Source organism: Chryseobacterium sp. A301 (assembly GCF_054489425.1).
Window position 1 is genome coordinate 430,585 of sequence record NZ_JBTMWY010000002.1, and the last position, 15,083, is coordinate 445,667.

Consider the following 15,083-nt stretch of genomic DNA (forward strand, 5'->3'; position numbering starts at 1 on the left):
AATCCACAAAATTATCCACAGACATTCTGACATTTTGACCTGTTTGATTAATTTAGGAATGTTAATCATTGTGGAAACTTAAAAAAAATCTATTTTTGATTTTTGTAAATTGAATGACCATGAGTTTTGAATCCTTTTATCGCCCCTGTCCTAATTTCCCTAATCGCTATATATCGCCCGAGAGTGTAGAAAAATTCCTACAGGAGAATCTGAGCGGTTTACGATCGAAGGTGGGAGTCTCGCATGAGGGAAGAGCGATATATAAAGTTTCCTTAGGAACCGGAAGAACTCGTGTGCTTGCTTGGTCGCAAATGCATGGAAATGAGAGCAATTCAACGCATGCGCTGTTTGATATGCTTTTTACTTTACAGGAGCTTCCTGCCCTCAAACAGGATCTTTTTTCTCGAATTACCTTAGATTTCATCGTGATGCTAAATCCTGACGGATCTTTGCGTTGGACACGACGAAATGCACTCGATATTGATCTAAATAGAGATTATTTATACAACTCAAGTCTTGAGTTTCCTATTTTGCGCATGATTGCGCAAAGCGGATCCTATGATTATGGACTCAATCTACATGAACAAAGAACCCTATTTTCCACAGACGGAGTGCACCCCGCAACCCTAAGTTTTCTTGCACCTGCAGAGAATAAAGAAAGAGAGGTTACTCCTACAAGAAAAAAGGCCATGGCGGTCATCGCAGAACTTGGAAAGTTAATGCAAGGATTACTTCCTAATCAAGTGGCACGCTACAACGATGAATTTTATCCGAGTTCCACGGGGGATAATTTCACTAAGATGGGGCTTCCTACGATCTTGTTTGAAGGAGGACATTTTCAGGGAGATTACTTAAGAAAAGAAACGAGAAAGTATTATACCATCGCCCTCTATTATGCTTTACAACTCATAGCGGAATTAAAAGGGAGTACAGAAGGATATGAAGCATATTTTGAGCTTCCAGAGAATAAAGAGTCCCACTATGACCTTATCTATCGAAATGTGAAATTAGAGACCTCTTACGAGTGCATACTCGACATTGCAGTTCAATACCGAGAAGTCAAAAAGGAAGAGAATCCAGATATTTCGTTTGTTCCCATCGTAGTAGAAGTGGGAGATTGCAGTTCGAAAAAGGGATGGGTGGAAATCGATTGCACAGGGAAGAAATTCAAAAGTTCTCGAAAGTACCCGAAGTTAGACGAGCCAATGGATTTTGAAATCATCTAAAGAATGAATCGGTTAGTCGACGACTTCAATGCCGCTAGCCAGGATTCGGATTTGCGTAGAGTCGCTGGATTTAGCACTTTCTTTCGTGCGCTGTCTCTCTTGTGCAATTCCTTCTAATAAGACCTGTTTACCCTGAATGTCTTGAGGCACGAAAAAACCATAATCTTTCATCTGGACTAAGAATTTTTCATTTTTTGGAGTTTTAATGACGATCCAACACCCTTTGTTTTCACAAACCTGAGTGACTTCACCCTGAAGGGTTATTTTTTTGCTGGATTTTCCGTCTTTAACCGTTTGTTGAATAGAGTTTAAGGATTGCGTACGAGGAGAAGAACCTACTTTTTCACCAAAAGTTTGGCCTTTTTGTACTGATTTGGAGGGAATTAAATTGGAAGAATCCACCTTTTGCGCAAGTACAAAGGTACTCAGGCCCAAGAGTAAAATGATTAGTTTACTTTCAATATATTTCATGGTGGGGCAAAAATAGTTAAATTTTTAGAAGTCACCATGCCTATTTTTTTAATTATTTGATATATTTACGTCTCCAAACTAATTTTATGAAAAAACAATTAAAGCTGTGGGACGGAATCATGCTCGTGATGGGGTCTATGATCGGGAGTGGGATTTTTATCGTCAGTTCCGATATGATGAGAAATTTGGGTTCCGGCTATTGGCTTCTCGTCGTATGGGTGATTACGGGGATCATGACCATCTCGGCTGCAATCTCTTACGGAGAGCTTTCTTCTATGTTTCCTAAAGCGGGCGGGCAGTACACCTACATGACGGAAACTTTTGGCAAAAGGACGGGATTCTTGTACGGATGGGGTCTTTTTACCGTGATTCAAACCGGTACGATTGCTGCAGTGGCCATGGCTTTTGGAAAATTTACCGCTTATTTAATTCCGGCACTGAACGATTCTGATCCTTTGTTTCAAAGTGGAACCTTTCGAATTACTTACGTTCAAATTCTTGCGATCGTCGTCATTTTATTTCTTACTTATATCAATACGCGAGGCGTAAAGAACGGAAAGCTTCTGCAAAATGTATTTACCGCGAGTAAAATTTTAGCCCTGGTGGGAATCATTATTTTTGGGTTCTTGCTTATTAAAAACTCCCATTGGACGGAAAACCTGAGTATGGGATGGAATGCCTTTCAAAATTTAGGAGAGCAGGTTGGAAACGATTTAATTTCCACAAACTGGAAACCCATTAGCGGAATGGCTTTAATGGGCGCAATTGCAGCTGCAATGGTAGGCTCAGTCTTTAGTTCGGTTGCTTGGGAAAACGTAACGTTTATGTCGGGGGAGATGAAAAACCCAAAGGTGAATATAGTACGCTCGATGGTGATTGGAACCAGCGCAGTGATGGTGCTTTATTTGCTTGTGAATTTTGTGTACTTAAATGCATTAGACCGCGATGGAATGGCCTTTGCGGATAAAAATAGACCTGCTGTCGCCGTGGCTGAAGTCATGCTTGGAACCGGCGGAACTGTGGTCATGGCCCTTTTGGTCATGATTTCCACCTTTGGATGCATTAATGGACTTGTGCTCGCAGGTGCGCGGGTGTATCAATCCATGGCAAGAGACGGTCTTTTCTTCAAATCTGCGAAAGAAAACAACCGTTTTGATGTTCCGGGCAAATCGTTGTGGATGCAAGGTGCCTGGGCCTCTGTGCTTGCCCTCTCGGGGCAGTATGGGGATCTTCTTGATATGATTTCGTTTGTCATTGTGCTGTTCTATATGATTACGGTCTTTGGGGTCATTTACCTTCGCTATAAAAAACCAGAACTTCCACGTCCATACAAAGCCTGGCTTTACCCCGTAACTCCGATTCTCTACCTCTTGATTGGATCTGCATTCTGTATCTTACTTATCCTCTATAAACCTCAGTATACATGGCCCGGATTTTTGCTCATTTTAGCAGGTCTGCCTGTGTATTATTTTGTGAATCGAAAAAAATCCAAATAGGAGCTGCCCTTAAGGCGCGCTCTGCCTTCGAATCCCTTCCTTTGGGTAGGAATAGGCCCTTTTTTACGCACTCAATAGAGTTCTCAGGAAAGTAAAGGTCTTAGTCCATGGTTAAGTGGGATTCTCCATATAGAAAGCCTTACGAGCTATCGTTCTAAGGCTTTTTTCTTTTGCGAAGCTCTTTTGCATGGATTTCTTCTTTTAAATTGGTCTTCTTTTGCCTATTTTTACCAAAAATTTATCGACATGACGAATTGGAAAACTGTGAAGGAGTTTGAGGACATCACGTATAAGAAAAGCGGTGGGGTAGCCCGCATTGCTTTTAACAGACCAGAGGTTCGCAATGCCTTCCGACCAAAAACGACCTCAGAGCTTTATGAGGCGTTCTTTGATGCCTCAGAAGACCCGTCTATCGGAGTCGTTTTGCTCACTGGAGAAGGTCCCAGTCCCAAAGACGGAGGCCATGCATTTTGCAGTGGAGGAGATCAAAAAGCCAGAGGCCAAAAAGGCTATGTAGGAGAAGACGGTAGACACCGACTCAATATTTTAGAAGTACAACGACTTATTCGTTTTATGCCCAAAGTCGTGATCGCTGTGGTCAACGGCTGGGCCGTAGGAGGAGGGCACTCTTTGCACGTGGTTTGCGATTTAACGCTGGCGAGTGAAGAGCATGCTATTTTTAAACAAACCGATGCCGATGTGACTAGTTTTGATGGAGGGTACGGTTCGGCTTACCTAGCTAAAATGGTAGGTCAAAAGAAAGCCCGAGAAATCTTTTTCCTTGGACGCAATTACAGTGCTAAGGAAGCTTTTGAAATGGGTATGGTGAATAAGGTGATTCCTCATGCTGAGCTTGAAACTACAGCCTATGAGTGGGCTCAAGAGATTTTAGGAAAATCCCCAATGTCGATTCGCATGCTTAAGTTTGCAATGAACTTAACGGACGATGGGATGGTGGGACAGCAGGTATTCGCTGGCGAAGCCACACGTCTTGCATACATGACCGATGAGGCCAAGGAGGGAAGAAATGCCTTTTTAGAAAAAAGAGATCCTGACTTTGGTAAAGACCAATGGATTTCATAAAAAAAACTTTTTAAGTAGAGAATACAAGAATGACAGAATGGATTAAAGCTGCACGTCTAAGAACACTTCCTTTGTCGGTGAGTGGAATTATCGTGGGCTCGTTTATCGCCAAATGGCGTTTGGAAGAAAGAGGAGAGTTTTGGGATTGGAGCCTGTTTGCACTTGCACTACTCGTCACACTCCTTTATCAAATTCTATCGAATTTTGCCAACGACTACGGCGATGGCATCAAGGGAACCGATGCACTTCGCTCTTCGAAAGCAGAAGCAAGGGCTGTAGGTTCGGGAAAAATTACAGCCGACCAAATGAAAAAAGCGGTGATCGTCTTGGCGGCACTTTCGCTTTTGGCGACGCTAGCACTCTTATATCAGGCCTTTTGGCGCTATGGACTCAACCAAGAGTTCTATACCTTTTTGGGACTTGGAGTGGCCTCTATACTTGCTGCCATCGGATATACAGTAGGCAAGAAGCCTTACGGATATTTAGGACTTGGGGATCTGATGGTCTTTTTGTTTTTTGGACTTGTGGCCGTAATGGGAAGTTACTTCCTTTTCACCAAATCCTTTGACTACGATGTACTTGTGCCTGCAGCGGCCATTGGCCTGCTTGCCACAGGGGTATTGAATTTAAATAACATGCGGGATTTTGAGAGCGACAAAGCTTCAGGAAAAAAGACCTTTGCTCAGAAGATTGGGTATCGCTACGCAATGGTCTACGAAATGGTTCTTTTGCAACTGCCAATTATTCTTATTTTGGTGTTTTTGATGCTCAATCAATTCCACGAAAAAGGCCAATATTATGCATTTATCGTCATGATTATGCTCTTTCCTATGGCGGCCTTACGACGACGCATTTTGCAAACCAAATCCCCAGAGGAACTTGATCCGTTCCTAAAACAATTGGGCATTCAGACCCTAACCGTAAGTATTTTACTAGCGGCAGGGCTCACCTTTTTTAATTAATACTGCGTTCACTTTTTTGGCTTTTAAAATCAAGGGAGTGAACTAAAAATAAATACAATGAAAATACAATTTTTAGGACAAAATTGCTTTTTGTTTACCTACAAAGACCAAGTAATTTTAAGCGATCCTTTTTATTCGTTTCAAGAGAAGCTCTCAGGTTTTCAACTTGAGAACCAAAAAATCGATTACATTTTAATTACCCATGCGCATGGGGACCATATCGCGGATGTAGACAAAGTTTTAAAGGCGTATCCTGAGGCTGTGGTCATAGGACAACCTGAAATTTGCGATTATTTCAAAAGCAAAAACCAAATTGACATCAATTTGGGCGGTTCTGCAAAGCTGGAAGATCTAAAGATCACGATGCTTCCTGCGCAGCATACGAGCTCGTTTCCGGACGGATCGTATGGAGGAGTACCTTGTGGGTATATGTTCCGATACGAAGGCAAAAATCTATATTTTGCGGGCGATACGGGCGTGATGGCAGATATGGCCATCTTCCCAAGAGAGTTCGGAGCGATTACAGCCGCTATTCTTCCGATTGGGTCGCATTATACCATGTGCGCGAACAAAGCTAGTTTTGCTGCGTCAGAACTCTTAAATACGCCCCGAGTGATCGGATGTCATTTTGATACGTTTGATGCAATTAAAATTAACCATGAGTCGGCTCAGGCTAGTTTCAAAGAAAAAGGGGTGGAACTTATTTTGCCTAAAGTAGGGGAAAGTTTTGAGGTATAGGCATAAAAAAACGGCAAGCGATCTACATCACACCGCTACAACCAATTACCTTTGCTGCGTTCCCGCCCTGGAGGATTCTCAGGAGCTGGTTGTGTAGGACTTGCCGAGTGCAAAGATAAGGCAATTATTTAAAATTCAAAATATCCATTCAAAATTATTAATCAATTCTTATATCACTTTATGTTCAAAAATGTTTATACCACTGGATTCATGCTCTTTATCGTCGTCATGATCGGTTTTTTCATTACCAATATATTTTTTCGAGACATCAATTACTACCGAACTTCGATCACACTTAGTGCTTTTTTCTTACCCTTTGTCTTTGCTTTAGGGGCCTTTTTCTCCGTCACTACCTTTGTGAAAAACTCAGAGAAGGTAAGTTTTAAGGAAGCCTATGGAAGAGCCTTCATGCCTATGTTCGTAGGCGGTCTGCTTTCCATTGCCTCTATTTTTGTGTACTTAAATTATGTGGATAAAGACAGTAAGGATCTTTTAAATTACCAATACATCGAGAGCTTTGAACGCTCACTCGATGAAGAATACAACAAAGGAAAGAATGTCTTTAAACCCGAGAGTGAGGAGATGAAAGACATTGAAAAGAAGTACGCTCAAGGGAAAGAGCGGATTGAAAACAAAAGACAAGTAGGGGAAGATATGTTCTCCATGAAATACTTTGGGTATGTTTTTGCTGGCTACTGCGCCTTTTTCCTTTTGTTTTCTTTATTTTTTGGATCTTTTTTCAGAACGAGAACTTATGCGTAAATTTGCGTAAGTCAAGTTTTTTAATCGCTTGTTAAATTCTAAATATTATCGTTTGAATCTGTCTCTAGTAATTCCGCTACTCAATGAAGAAGATTCCCTAGAGGAACTCTTTACACGGATCGACACGGTCTGCCGCACTGAAAATCTTAGCTATGAACTGTGGTTTGTAGACGACGGAAGCACGGATCTTTCGTGGAGCATTATTGAAAATATTAAAATACAGCACCCCCAGGTGCACGGAATCCGTTTTGCCAAAAACTATGGAAAATCGCAGGCTTTGCATGCGGCTTTTCAAAGGGTCGAAGGGGATGTCGTGATCACCATGGATGCGGATTTGCAAGATTTCCCTGAGGAAATTCCGGAACTCTACCGAATGGTTCTCGAAGGGGGATACGATATTGTTTCCGGCTGGAAGAAAAAGAGGTTCGACAACGTGATGACTAAAAATCTGCCTTCCAAGCTTTTTAATGCGGCGGCAAGAAAAGTGTCAGGCGTCAATTTGCATGATTTTAATTGCGGATTAAAAGCCTATCGAAAAAAAGTAGTGAAAACCATTGACGTGCATGGAGATATGCACAGGTACATTCCGGTCCTCGCAGCCAATGCAGGGTTTAGGAACATTACGGAAAAACCGGTTCAGCACCAAGCTCGGCCTTACGGAGTCTCTAAATTTGGGACCGAACGTTTCATTCGAGGCTTTTTGGACTTAATCACCTTATGGTTTATGAGTCGATTTGGAGCAAGACCGATGCACTTTTTCGGAGCCTTGGGAACTCTAATGTTTGTGGTGGGACTGCTTAGCGCTTTAGGGCTAGGTATCTCCAAATTGATTAATGTTTCCAAAGGAATTTATGGGAGCTTAATTGCCCAAAATCCATGGTTTTATATTTCCCTTACCATGATGACTTTAGGAACCTTACTTTTTATTGGAGGTTTCCTTGGCGAACTTTTGATCCGAACCAACCGAGATCACGAAAATTACCATATTGAAGATGTAATCTAAAATGAAAAACAGTCCATTTTATCTGATCCTACTGCTACTTCTAAGCGCCTGTGGAGAGGTTTCACCGAAAGGCGATTTAGAAAGTAAAGAAGTTCCAATCGAAAGTTTTAAAACACTTGAATTGGATGGGAAATTTCGTGTGTTTTATGTTCGAAACAGCGCGAATGAAATCTATATTGAAACCTACGGGAACTTCATCAAAAACTTAGACATTAGTCAAAACGACGGGGCGCTCTCCATCAAAGAAAAGAGAGAAACAAAAGGAGGAGACTTTTACAATATAACGATCTTTTCGTCCTCTGTGCCAACCTCTATTGAAGTGGGAGATCAAGTGGAGCTTTCCATTTCAGGCGCCATCAAGGGGGAGTCCTTAGCGCTGAAATTAAAAGACCAAGCCAAATTTATTGGAGCGCTGGAATTTTCAAATACTTCTATTGATATGAGCAGTTTGGCGAGAGCCAATTTCTCAGGTTCCTCGAATTTAGCGCAAATTAAGATTCAAGATACGGCTCACATCATTGCTCCTTATTTTGAAATTGGTACGCTAAAACTAGAGGCTCAAAACGGTCCTTATGTCGAGGTGCACGCTGTGGATACCTTGAAAGGGGAGATTAAAAACACGACAAAGCTTTTGTATTACAATACGCCTACCACAGCCTTGAAGAAAGAATCCACGGTTCAAGTAGAGCAAAAGCAGTTAAATTAAAAAACCAAGTGATATGACAACATTGGAAAAAGCAAAATTATGGCTGAGCGATCCTTTTGATGCTCAGACCCAAGGACTCGTACAGGCACTTATTGATTCCAATTCTCCGGATTTAGAAGATAGTTTTTATAGAGAGTTAGAATTTGGAACCGGAGGCATGAGAGGTATCATGGGGGTAGGGACCAATCGTCTCAACCGCTATACGCTTGGGCAGGCCACACAGGGTCTTGCCAATTACCTGCACGAGCAATTTCCTTCGGAAGAAATCAAAGTAGCGATTGCGTACGACGTACGTCACAAATCAAAAGAATTTGCAAAACTCGTAGCGGATGTTTTAACGGCCAACCGAATTAAAGTGCTTTTGTTCAAAGAGCACAGACCGACACCTGAGCTTTCCTTTACGGTAAGAAATAAGAACTGTAATGCAGGTATCGTACTTACCGCTTCGCACAATCCTCCTGAATACAACGGCTACAAAGTATATTGGAATGACGGAGCTCAAATCGTACCTCCGCATGACGAAGCGATTATAAGAGAAGTTTACTCTGTGAAATTTGATGAAATCAAGTTTGGTGGAAACGACGCCTTAATTGAATGGCAAGATGAAACCGCGGACGAGGCTTATATAAAGGCCTGTATAGAGAATTCCATTTACCAAAAAGTAGGCTTTGAAGATTTAAACATCGTCTTTACTTCTATCCATGGAACGACCTATACAACCGTTCCCCAAGCCTTAGAGAAGGTGGGATTCAAGAAAGTAGACCTAGTCAAAGAACAGATGATTCCTAGTGGGAATTTCCCAACGGTGAAAAGTCCAAATCCTGAAGAACCTGCAGCCTTAGAAATGGCTTTAGATTTAGCGAAATTGACCAATGCAGACATCGTCATTGGAACGGATCCGGATGGAGACCGATTAGGCATTGCCGTTCGAAATTTAGAAGGAGAAATGCAACTTCTCAATGGCAACCAATGCAATACAATCCTTACTTATTACATCCTAGAACAATGGAAAAAGAAGGGCAAGATTAAAGGCAAAGAATTCATTGGTTCCACCATTGTAACCTCGGATATTTTCTTTGACATTGCAGAGAAATTTGGAGTGGACTGCAAAGTGGGACTCACCGGATTCAAATGGATTGGAAAAATGATTCGGGATCACGAGGGAGAGGAGAAATTTATTTGTGGAGGCGAAGAGAGTTTCGGCTTTATGACGGGGGACTTTGTTAGAGACAAAGATTCCTGTGGATCCATCCTTTTGGCCTGTGAAATTGCCGCTTGGTGCAAATCGAGAGGGACCACAATGTTCGAATACCTAATTGAAATTTATGAGGATCTTGGCCTTTACTACGAAGGACTAATAAACGTTGTAAAGAAGGGGCAACAAGGAGCCTTAGAAATTCAAGAAATGATGCGTGAGTTCCGTGAGAATCCTCCAAAAACGCTTGCCGGTTCTCCTGTGGAAGAAATAAAAGACTTTCAGTCTCAGAGCTGCACTCGGGTATCCACTGGGAAAACCGGTCCAATGGACGGGATTCCAAAGAGCAATGTACTTATCTATTATACGATGGACGGAACCAAAGTCTGCGTGAGACCTTCAGGAACCGAACCTAAAATTAAGTTCTATGTTTCGCTAAAAGATACCTTGGATAAGAAAGAAGAATTTAACTCTAAAATAGAAAATTTAGAACTTAAATTGCAAGAAATAAAAACAGACTTAAATCTGTAAATGATTTTTAAAAGAGCGGTCTTCTTAACTGAAGACCGTATTTTTTTGATAAATCTGAGGGCTAAACACTAGGAATGACCTCTCGGTTCAGAATTATTTTTGTATTTTTGAAAGCCTGAAATTTATAGATTAATCAATTGATTTAGAATAGGATAGGGCTTAACCTGCCTTTTTTAGAATTTCAGAATGAAGAGAGTAAAAAGTAAACGTGTTAGTCAAAAGATAGAAAGTAGTACAAAACAAAATCCCTAAAGAAGTGAAAGTATCTCGACTCGCCGCCCATTTGATCGGCTCGGAAATCATTAAGATTGGAAATCAAGTGAATGAAATGAAAGCCCAAGGGGCCGATATCGCCAATTTAACGATTGGAGACCTTAATTCGGATTTGTATCCCATTCCTAGTTTTTTAAAAGAAAGGATTGAAATTGCGTACGATCATAATTTGACAAACTATCCTCCTGCAAACGGAGTAAAGGAGCTCCGAGAGGCCATTTCTGGAGATTTAGATTCTCGTTATGGGTTAGACTACAGTCCAGAGGATATTCTAGTGGCCGGAGGGTCAAGACCTTTAATTTATGCAGCGTTTCAAACGTTAGTAGATCCAGGGGATAAGGTGGTCTATCCGGTTCCTTCCTGGAACAACAATCATTATTCTTACCTTTCCCAGGCGGAAAAAATTGAAATTCAAACCTCAGAAGAAAATTTCTTTCTCCCTACCGCGAGTGAGCTAGAGCCGCATTTAAAAGGCGCGACCCTTTTAGCACTTTGTTCTCCATTGAACCCGACAGGAACTATGTTTTCGAAATCACAATTGGAAGAAATTTGTGAGTTGGTCGTGAAAGAAAACGAATCAAGATCTTCAGATCAAAAGCCTCTTTATCTTTTGTACGATCAGATTTATGCCCTTCTCACGTTTGATAAAACTCATTTTAACCCTGTATCGCTCAATCCAAAAATGCGTGCGTACACCGTTTTTATTGATGGGAGTTCCAAATGCTTTGCCGCCACTGGACTTCGCGTGGGATGGGGCTTTGGTCCGAGCGAAGTCATTTCCAAAATGAAAGCTCTGTTAGGTCACGTGGGAGCTTGGGCACCTAAACCTGAACAGAAAGCGGTGGGTGAGTTTCTAAATGAAAGTGAAAAAGTAGATACCTATGTAGAGGAGTATAAGGGCAAATTAAATGAAAGTCTTAAAACGCTTCACGGGGGAATTCAAACGCTTAAAGAAAAAGGATTTTCGACGGACAGTATTGAGCCGATGGGAGCTTTGTACCTAACAGTGAAGCTTGATTATATAGGAATGAAGCAGCCTAGCGGTAGTTTGATTGAATCTTCCAGCGATTTGGTTTTCTATCTAATAGAAAACGCAGGCGTAGCCTTGGTTCCTTTCTCCGCCTTTGGCGCGAGCCCTGAGATGCCCTGGTTTAGAGCCTCGGTTGGAGGGCTAAGCCTTGAGCAAATTAAAGAGCTCTTTCCTCGATTGGAAGCGGCACTTTCTAAATTGAGCTAAGTTTATATTCAATCGATCGTGCGCAAAGTGCGCACCCTATTTTAAAATTTCTATTTATGAAAACCATTGCAGTGATCCCCGCTCGCTATGAGGCGAGCCGTTTTCCAGGCAAACTCTTAGAAAAACTAGGCGATCGGTCTGTTATTTTAACGACCTATCAGAACGTGGTGGAGACAGGACTGTTTGATCAGGTTCATGTGGCCACGGACAGCCCCCTTATCTATGAGGAAATTGTTTCCCACGGAGGAAATGCGGTGCTCACAGGGGAGCATGAAACCGGTAGTGATCGCATTGCAGAAGCGATTAAGGATTTAGACTGTGATATTGTGATCAATGTGCAGGGTGATGAACCCTTTTTGAAAGCAGGTCCTCTTGAACAACTCATTTCTGTTTTTGAGAAGGATGCGAATAAAGAAATCTCTTTAGCTTCGCTAAAAATTGAGATGAAAGAGTGGGAGGATATTGAAAATCCAAACCATGTGAAGGTCATTACGGATGAAAAAGGGTACGCCCTTTACTTTAGTCGGTCGGTTCTTCCGTTTCCAAGAGAACGAAGTGAAAAAGTCCATTATTACAAGCACGTAGGGGTGTATGCCTTTCGAAAACAGGCGCTTCTGTCCTTTGCCTCGCTGGAGCAGAAACCCCTTGAAATTTCAGAAAAAATCGAGTGTCTTCGGTACCTTGAACACGGTATGAAAATAAAGATGGTAGAAACCGATTTTGTAGGCGTCGGGATTGACGTACCTGAGGACTTAGAAAAAGCGAGAGCCCTCTTAAGTTCTAGGAAGGAAAACAACCCGTTTTAAATAAAATATTTTATCTTTGGTCATTAATCAAATATGAAAGTACTCTATAAAATACTCTTTGTTCTCTTTGTGAGTTTCTCACAATTTGCGTTTTCACAAACAGGCAAGGAAATTATTGAAAAAAATATTGAGCTCTCCGGAGGTCTTCGCAATTGGAAGTTATTGAACTCTGTGATCCTTTCTGGAAAAGTCACCTTAGGAATCAAAGATGAGTATCCGATTCGGATCTATCAACAGAGACCCAATTTAACCAAAACCATGATTACCATTGGTAAGAAGAACATGGCCATTGAAGGGTACGACGGAAAGGACGGGTATGCGATGAATTACGCGGCAAACAAGCTTCAGAAGTATCCAAGCTATAGCCCTGAGAGTTTTGATAATGATTTTATTGATTTTGAAAACAAGGGGTTTCAAGCCAAGTATTTAGGGAAAGAAAAGGTAGGGGATAAGTACTGTTATAAAGTCGAGCTACTGAAGAATGTGAACCGCACGGTGTATTATTTTGATACGAAAACCTACATGCTTTTAAAAGAAGAAAAGAAAGACGAAACTCTTTTGTATTCGGATTATGAAAAGGTAGGCAATTTGCTGTTTGCACATCGTATTGCGAGTGAAACCGAAGGTGAGCAGTCTGATTATGTAATGCTCATTACAAAAATAGAGGTGAATAAGGAGATTCCAGCCTCTGCATTTAAATTCTAATTCAAAACGGATTAGTAGAAACCTAAAAATAAGGAAACGATGAAAAAAGTATTTATTTTATTGTTGTCCGCCTTGAGTATTGTGCAGTCGTGCATGAACCAGAAAAGCGAAACATCAAAGGAAAAAACCAAAGAGCAGATGGGAAAAACAATATATGACTTTAAAGTAGAGAGCCTTGACGGAGGTGAGATTAATTTTGCTGATTTTAAAGGCAAAAATATTCTGATTGTCAATACGGCCTCTGAGTGTGGATTTACGCCTCAGTATGCCGATCTAGAAACCTTAAGCAAAACCTATGGGGATAAACTTGTGGTGGTAGGATTTCCAGCAAATAATTTCGGTTCTCAAGAGCCCGGAACGAACGAAGAAATTGGTGCATTTTGCGAAAAGAATTTTGGAGTAACCTTTCCAATGGCTGCCAAGGTTTCTGTAAAAGGAGACGACACAGCCCCTATCTTTAAATACCTGACGGAAAAAGAACTCAATGGGGTAAAGAATACCACCATTCTATGGAATTTTACAAAATTCTTACTAGACGAAAATGGAAAACTAGTGGATACTTATATTAGTACGACCAAACCTACGGACCAGGCGATTACGAAGCACTTATAATAGAGCACTTTGTCTATCTATACTAAGAGCCTTCCAAAAAATGGAAGGCTTTTTTATGGCTTTTTAGCAAAGCTAAATATGGATCCTAGAGAGATGACCGATTCTCCACTGGATTTTATTTTGGTGCTATGAACCATCGCTTGTGCAAGGGTGCTTGTTTTTAAGGGTCTTAGCTTTTGCAGTAAATGCAATCGATTGAGAAATTTAAGAACCGTGGCACCCAAAACTTCACTGGGTCTATCGCTCTTTTTACGCTCTAGCATGCCCGGTTGAAAAACGGTAAGTTTTTCAAAGTGTAAAGAGCGGATTTCCTGTTCCAATTCCCCTTTCATTTTTGAATAGAAAAGTTTTGAATTTTCATTCGCTCCGTACGAAGAGATTAAAACAAAGTGTGGGACGTGGTTTTCTCTGCATCCTTTTGCAAAGTTGAGTTGATATTCAAAATCGACCTTACGTTGCGCCTGTTTTCCTCCTGCAGCCTTAAGTGTAGTACCAAGACAGGAGAACGCCACTTCGCCCTGAAGTAGGGACTTCCAAGCTTGTGGTTTTTCAAAGTCAACGATCTCTACATGGAGTTTTGGATCCGTATAGTCTAAAGGTCTTCTAGAAAAAACATGGACGGAATCAAAATCAGGATCTCTTAGTAGCTGCTCCACTAAATCTTTACCGGTCGCGCCCGTGGCGCCGATTACAAGTGCTTTCATTTTTTTCTTGGTATAAGTACCGAATTTACTACTTTTGAATTACATTTTGAGCCACTGCCCTTAAACTATAATTTCAAAATTACGTCACTATGGATGCAGAACAGATTCGCACGTATTGTCTCGGAAAAAAGGGAGTCAGCGAAAGTTTTCCTTTTAATCAAACCACTTTAGTCTTTAAAGTCGGAACAAAAATGTTTTTGCTTCTTTCACTTGATGCCGTTCCTTTAAGCTTTGCGGTTAAGACCGCTCCAGATTGGAGCGAGCAGCTACGGGAATCTTATAGTCAGATTAAGGGGGCCTACCATATGAACAAGACCCATTGGAATTCTGTAGAGCCAGAAGGCGTCCCAAGCGACCTGTTATTTAAATTAATAGACCATTCTTATGAGTTGATTTTCAATTCGCTAAGCCGTAAGGACAGGGAAGGGATTTTAGAAGGGTAAGGGATTAACTGAATCTGTTTTTAAGAGGAAACAATCTTTTAAATACAAACGAGATTCAGCGTTACTCCTTAACCAAAATAAGTGAAAGTCTTTATACGCAAAAGCTGCTACCAAGGCATGTTGTACTGGA

At 41.2% G+C, this 15,083-nt stretch carries 16 protein-coding genes and 1 other RNA gene; 14 read left to right on the forward strand and 3 right to left on the reverse strand.

From position 1 onward, the window contains the following. The first annotated feature begins 119 nt into the window (after positions 1-119). Positions 120-1,226, forward strand: a complete 1,107-nt coding sequence (locus ACX3PU_RS05265; protein WP_459083875.1) for a M14 family zinc carboxypeptidase — start codon at positions 120-122, stop codon at positions 1,224-1,226. A 12-nt stretch (positions 1,227-1,238) separates the two neighbouring features. On the opposite strand, the gene ACX3PU_RS05270 is transcribed toward ACX3PU_RS05265, so the two are convergent. After that, positions 1,239-1,697 (reverse strand): DUF4920 domain-containing protein, encoded by a 459-nt coding sequence (locus ACX3PU_RS05270; RefSeq protein ID WP_459083876.1) that lies wholly within the window; start codon positions 1,695-1,697, stop codon positions 1,239-1,241. Between the two features lie 86 nt (positions 1,698-1,783). On the opposite strand from ACX3PU_RS05270, the gene ACX3PU_RS05275 reads away from it, so the two are divergent. From ACX3PU_RS05275 to ACX3PU_RS05290, 4 genes are all read left to right on the forward strand, one after another. Next, positions 1,784-3,193: an APC family permease gene (locus tag ACX3PU_RS05275; protein ID WP_459083877.1), complete on the forward strand. Its 1,410-nt coding sequence runs from the start codon at positions 1,784-1,786 to the stop codon at positions 3,191-3,193. 246 nt (positions 3,194-3,439) lie between these two features. Further along, entirely contained in the window at positions 3,440-4,276 is an 837-nt protein-coding gene (locus ACX3PU_RS05280) for a 1,4-dihydroxy-2-naphthoyl-CoA synthase (protein ID WP_459083878.1), read from the forward strand. Between the two features lie 29 nt (positions 4,277-4,305). Continuing rightward, positions 4,306-5,238: a 1,4-dihydroxy-2-naphthoate octaprenyltransferase gene (gene menA / locus ACX3PU_RS05285; protein ID WP_459083879.1), complete on the forward strand. Its 933-nt coding sequence runs from the start codon at positions 4,306-4,308 to the stop codon at positions 5,236-5,238. A 57-nt stretch (positions 5,239-5,295) separates the two neighbouring features. Next, entirely contained in the window at positions 5,296-5,976 is a 681-nt protein-coding gene (locus ACX3PU_RS05290; RefSeq protein WP_459083880.1) for a metal-dependent hydrolase, read from the forward strand. A gap of 8 nt (positions 5,977-5,984) precedes the next feature. On the opposite strand, the gene ffs is transcribed toward ACX3PU_RS05290, so the two are convergent. Continuing rightward, an RNA gene (gene ffs / locus ACX3PU_RS05295) (signal recognition particle sRNA small type) lies at positions 5,985-6,082 on the reverse strand. Between the two features lie 74 nt (positions 6,083-6,156). On the opposite strand from ffs, the gene ACX3PU_RS05300 reads away from it, so the two are divergent. The 8 genes from ACX3PU_RS05300 to ACX3PU_RS05335 all read left to right on the forward strand — a co-directional run bounded on the left by ACX3PU_RS05300 (position 6,157) and on the right by ACX3PU_RS05335 (position 13,806). Beyond that, complete coding sequence (locus tag ACX3PU_RS05300) at positions 6,157-6,738, forward strand: DUF4199 family protein (RefSeq protein ID WP_459083881.1); 582 nt, start codon at positions 6,157-6,159, stop codon at positions 6,736-6,738. Between the two features lie 52 nt (positions 6,739-6,790). After that, positions 6,791-7,741: a glycosyltransferase family 2 protein gene (locus ACX3PU_RS05305; RefSeq protein ID WP_459083882.1), complete on the forward strand. Its 951-nt coding sequence runs from the start codon at positions 6,791-6,793 to the stop codon at positions 7,739-7,741. 1 nt (position 7,742) lies between these two features. Next, positions 7,743-8,447, forward strand: a complete 705-nt coding sequence (locus tag ACX3PU_RS05310; RefSeq protein ID WP_459083883.1) for a GIN domain-containing protein — start codon at positions 7,743-7,745, stop codon at positions 8,445-8,447. Positions 8,448-8,460: 13 nt separating this feature from the next. Then, entirely contained in the window at positions 8,461-10,173 is a 1,713-nt protein-coding gene (locus tag ACX3PU_RS05315) for a phospho-sugar mutase (protein WP_459083884.1), read from the forward strand. 256 nt (positions 10,174-10,429) lie between these two features. Further along, positions 10,430-11,683, forward strand: a complete 1,254-nt coding sequence (locus ACX3PU_RS05320; protein ID WP_459083885.1) for a pyridoxal phosphate-dependent aminotransferase — start codon at positions 10,430-10,432, stop codon at positions 11,681-11,683. A 56-nt stretch (positions 11,684-11,739) separates the two neighbouring features. Then, positions 11,740-12,489, forward strand: a complete 750-nt coding sequence (gene kdsB, locus ACX3PU_RS05325) for a 3-deoxy-manno-octulosonate cytidylyltransferase (RefSeq protein WP_459083886.1) — start codon at positions 11,740-11,742, stop codon at positions 12,487-12,489. Between the two features lie 33 nt (positions 12,490-12,522). Continuing rightward, positions 12,523-13,194: a LolA-like protein gene (locus tag ACX3PU_RS05330; RefSeq protein WP_459083887.1), complete on the forward strand. Its 672-nt coding sequence runs from the start codon at positions 12,523-12,525 to the stop codon at positions 13,192-13,194. Between the two features lie 39 nt (positions 13,195-13,233). Further along, positions 13,234-13,806 carry a glutathione peroxidase gene (locus ACX3PU_RS05335; protein ID WP_459083888.1) on the forward strand — a complete coding sequence of 191 codons (573 nt, stop codon included), beginning with the start codon at positions 13,234-13,236 and terminating at the stop codon, positions 13,804-13,806. Positions 13,807-13,859: 53 nt separating this feature from the next. Here ACX3PU_RS05335 and ACX3PU_RS05340 read toward each other — a convergent pair whose 3' ends face one another. Next, positions 13,860-14,510, reverse strand: coding sequence for an NAD(P)H-binding protein (locus ACX3PU_RS05340; protein WP_459083889.1), 651 nt, complete (start codon positions 14,508-14,510; stop codon positions 13,860-13,862). Positions 14,511-14,599: 89 nt separating this feature from the next. On the opposite strand from ACX3PU_RS05340, the gene ACX3PU_RS05345 reads away from it, so the two are divergent. Beyond that, complete coding sequence (locus tag ACX3PU_RS05345; RefSeq protein ID WP_459083890.1) at positions 14,600-14,953, forward strand: MmcQ/YjbR family DNA-binding protein; 354 nt, start codon at positions 14,600-14,602, stop codon at positions 14,951-14,953. Positions 14,954-15,083 lie beyond the last annotated feature (130 nt).